At 63.3% G+C, this 3,537-nt stretch carries 6 protein-coding genes; 4 read left to right on the top strand and 2 right to left on the bottom strand.

Annotated elements, in window-relative coordinates; all coding sequences use genetic code 11:
- Positions 1-298 precede the first annotated feature (298 nt).
- Entirely contained in the window at positions 299-961 is a 663-nt protein-coding gene (locus AYR66_RS11920) for a hypothetical protein (RefSeq protein ID WP_088707657.1), read from the bottom strand.
- 68 nt (positions 962-1,029) lie between these two features.
- The gene (locus AYR66_RS11915) at positions 1,030-1,425 is read right to left on the bottom strand and encodes a hypothetical protein (RefSeq protein ID WP_088707656.1); all 396 of its coding nucleotides are present in this window, start codon (positions 1,423-1,425) and stop codon (positions 1,030-1,032) included.
- Between the two features lie 143 nt (positions 1,426-1,568).
- Between AYR66_RS11915 and AYR66_RS11910 the strand changes: the two genes are divergently transcribed.
- From AYR66_RS11910 to AYR66_RS11895, 4 genes are all read left to right on the top strand, one after another.
- Positions 1,569-2,117, top strand: coding sequence for a hypothetical protein (locus AYR66_RS11910; protein ID WP_337366948.1), 549 nt, complete (start codon positions 1,569-1,571; stop codon positions 2,115-2,117).
- Between the two features lie 165 nt (positions 2,118-2,282).
- Positions 2,283-2,585, top strand: a complete 303-nt coding sequence (locus AYR66_RS11905; RefSeq protein WP_088707654.1) for an ElaB/YgaM/YqjD family protein — start codon at positions 2,283-2,285, stop codon at positions 2,583-2,585.
- An 8-nt stretch (positions 2,586-2,593) separates the two neighbouring features.
- Complete coding sequence (locus AYR66_RS11900; protein WP_088707653.1) at positions 2,594-2,992, top strand: phage holin family protein; 399 nt, start codon at positions 2,594-2,596, stop codon at positions 2,990-2,992.
- A gap of 8 nt (positions 2,993-3,000) precedes the next feature.
- Positions 3,001-3,384, top strand: a complete 384-nt coding sequence (locus AYR66_RS11895) for a hypothetical protein (RefSeq protein ID WP_088707652.1) — start codon at positions 3,001-3,003, stop codon at positions 3,382-3,384.
- Positions 3,385-3,537: the final 153 nt, after the last annotated feature.

Here is a 3,537-nt window from a genome sequence, read left to right as displayed (position 1 = left end):
TCCCCGAACCCCGCCTCTCACCTGTTGCGCCGCGGCCAGCTCGAATTGTCCGAGACCTGGCTGTTCAACAACGACGGGCGCTTCCAGTTGCGTACCATTGCGCAGCCCCAGATGGATGAATAGCGCGATTGCAAGACTGTGCAACTGCATCTGGTTACAGATTCTTACATTGTCAAAAAGTCTTTAAATTCAGTCACTTGAAAAAATCGCTGCGCATTCTGCCGCAGCGCGTCGTGAAAATCGCTGAACAAGCAGGCAGCCCCTGCGTCCAAGCTGCTGCATCGGTGATGCCTTTTTACTAATTCAAAAAGGAGTAATTCATGACGTTAAAAACCACTCTCCGCAACATCTCGCTGATCGTGGTGGCGTCCGTCTCGTCCATCGCGCTGGCGCAGAGCGGCAGCACTTCATCCAGTCCCTCATCCACGACGAAGTCGCAGAGTGCGACAGGCGCAACGGGCGCGGGCACCGGTAGCGATGCCGGCATGGCGGGCGGCAGCGGCACCTCCAGTTCCGTTCCCTCCAGTACTTCGCAACCAGGCTCGTCTTCCTCGGGCGCGTCGGGCACCTCGGGTGCCAGCGGCAGCAAGGGCTCGAGTGCGTCGGGCAGCGGCGACATGTCTTCCGGCTCGTCAGGCGCGTCCGGCACCACCGGCAGCGGAGCATCCGGCTCGACCTCCGGCTCGTCCACTTCGCCGAGCGCCACGAGCGGCTCGACCCCGGGCAGCGGCACCACGGGCGCCACTTCAGGTGCGGCCAGCTCGGGTGCAAGCGACGCTACTGCAGACACCAAGCCCAAGGCCAAAAAGAAGGCCAAGAAAGCCAAGAAGGCAAAGTCGTCCGGCAGCTCCTCTCCCAGCGCATCGCGCGGCGCAAGCGGCGCCACCAGCGGCGGCGGCAGCTCGTCCGGCAGCACCGGAGCGGGTTCCGGCAGCGACACCTCCAGCGGCGGCAGCAGCAAATAAGCGCGTCCCCGGAGCAAATAAAAAAGCGGCCCGCAGGCCGCTTTTTTACTGATCCGCGCAGGGATCAGTCGTCGTGCTTGCGATGGCCCTTGCCGTGGCCTTTGCCATGGCCGCGACCATAGTCATGTCCGTGGTCATCCTGACGCTCGTACTCCGCGGATTTCACAAAGTACACCGGCTGCGCGCAGGCGTTGTACTTGTGGCAGTGCTTGCTCCAGTGCTTTGCGTGCCCCGGCGGGACATGCATGTAGACCGGCTGCACCGCGACCGCGCGCACCGGGCGCGTGATGATCATGGGCTGTGCATAGAGCACGGGCGGCGGTGTATTGCCGATGTCGACACGTCCGTACACGCCGGGTGCGACCTCGCCGCCAACGCTCAGGCTGACATTGGTGGCATGCGCGCCGGCAGCGACGGATGCCAGCAGCAGGATGGCGAGTTTGGTGAAAGTGCGTTGCATGTTGGACTCCTGGTTCTTTGCCCCGGCTGGCCGGTGGTGCTGACATGATACCGGAGGACAATGTTGCCGTATGAAAGAAACTGTAACGCTTCGTTGCACGGACTTCATGCCCGCGTTTGTCGCCGCCGCCCGAATCTGTTTAAATGGATACAAGCCTCACCACCACCCGCACCATGCACGCAGCTACCTCCCCCATGTCCGCCAGCGCACTCAAGCGACCATCCAAACTCTATCGTTATGCAACCCGGGCGGACCTTGAACGCGCGCTGCAGTTCGGCGAATTCCGCCTCGAACCGCCCGCCGCCCAGAACGCACCCAATGCCATCATGCCCTTCGGCCCGCGCGCCGCACCGGGTTTCCTCACCTTGAGCCTGGCCAGCGCCTGGGACGAATCCTTGTTCGATGCGTCCGGCGCCGACTGCTGCCTGGTCATCAATGATGCGGAGCAGTTCGGCGAACGCATCCACCGCGCCGCACAGCGCCTTCTGCCAAGCTGGGCCGGCATCGACGCCGCTGTCTCCTACGGACGCCCGAGTCCATTGGGCGAAGTCTTTTCCCGTCCGCGCGACCATGCCACTGAAAAGGAGTGGCTGTTTGCCTGGCGCCCGACACAGCCGACGCTGGTCAACAAGCCGGTCACCATCACCATCGGCAGCATCGAAGGGATCGCAGAATTGCGCACCCGGCCCTGACCTGGGTCAAGGATCAATCCGCGCTTGTGGCGCCATCGGCATCGCTTGATGACGAACCTTTACATTTCGCAAATTACCTGAGATAAATAGACAATCACCCCCGCCCGCGCAGGGCGGGCGGCGCAAGCGGCACCATTCCCAGCCACTACCTACAGGAGCAAAAAAATGCTGGCAAACAACATCAAGACCGTGCGTAACGACATGCAGACACTCGTCAAGGACGCCCAGGACCTGCTGCGCGAGGCTGGCCATGCCAGCGGCGAGAAGGCCGAAGAACTGCGCGCACGCGGACTGGCGATGCTCGATACCGCCATGGAAAAGGCACATGAAATCCAGGTCATCGCCGTGCAGAAAGGCAAGGCCGCCGCACACAGCACCGACGAGTTCGTGCATGAGCATCCGTGGAAGGCTGTCGGCATCGCCGCCGGCATCGGCCTCGTGGTCGGCATGCTGATCTCGCGCCGCTGATCGCGCGCATGGATCGACCGCACGCAGGCGACGAAGACAGCCGCGAACGGCCGGGACTGGTCGCCGGACTGGCAGGCATTGCCAGGAATGCTTTCGGCCTGCTCCTTTCCCGCATCGAACTGGCCGCGCTCGAACTCGGCGAGATGCGCGACAACCTCGCGCGCCTGCTTTTCATCGGCGCGCTCGGCATCGTCGCCATCCTCTTCGCGCTCGGCGCGTGGACCGCGCTCGTCGTGGTTCTCGCCTGGGACACGATGGGGTGGAAAATCCTCCTGGCCGTCGCCGTGTTCTACACCTTGCTGGCCATTGCCATCCTGCGCCACGCGCGCAGCTTCCTTGCACAGGACAAGCTCGCGCTCTCCGCGACGATGGCCGAGCTGCGCAAGGATCGTGATGCGTTGATGTAGGGACCGTGATGAACCGCGCAGACCGCAAGAAACAACTCATCGCCCAGGGCGCCGTCTATCGTGCCGAAATCCTGCTTGCCAAGGAATCCGCCGAAGCGAGCCTGCGTCCCGACACGCTCGCACGCTCGGTGCTGCACCAGGCGGCCGGCGCCTTGATCGGCGCATTCCGCGGCGGCAACCTCGGCGGTTTGCCGGGCATGAACCTGCAAACCCTCCTGCCGCTGGTCATGGGCGGCATCTCCGCGCTTTCCAGGCGCAAATCCCTGCTCGGGAAAGTGCTTCGCGGCGTCGCTGTCGCAGGTGTTGCCGCCGGTGCCGCAGCCCTTGTGCTGAGGAAAAGGAAGGCGCAGCCGGAACCGGTCGACGACGCGCCGCAAGTTAACGATTTGTAACCTGCTCGAACTCGCCAGCCGGGCGCTGTGTCCAACTACCGTTTCCACAGGTAGAGGAACAGCATCATGCGCAAAAGACTTACTGCAGGCGCACTGGCTGCCATCGTCGCGCTCGGCGGCTGTGCGAACATGAATGAAGTCCAGCGCGGCACC

The sequence above is a fragment of the Noviherbaspirillum denitrificans genome (genome assembly GCF_002211445.1).
GTDB lineage: Bacteria > Pseudomonadota > Gammaproteobacteria > Burkholderiales > Burkholderiaceae_D > Noviherbaspirillum > Noviherbaspirillum denitrificans.
Note: the sequence above shows the minus strand (reverse complement) of the source record. Positions and strands in the feature narration are given on the sequence as shown.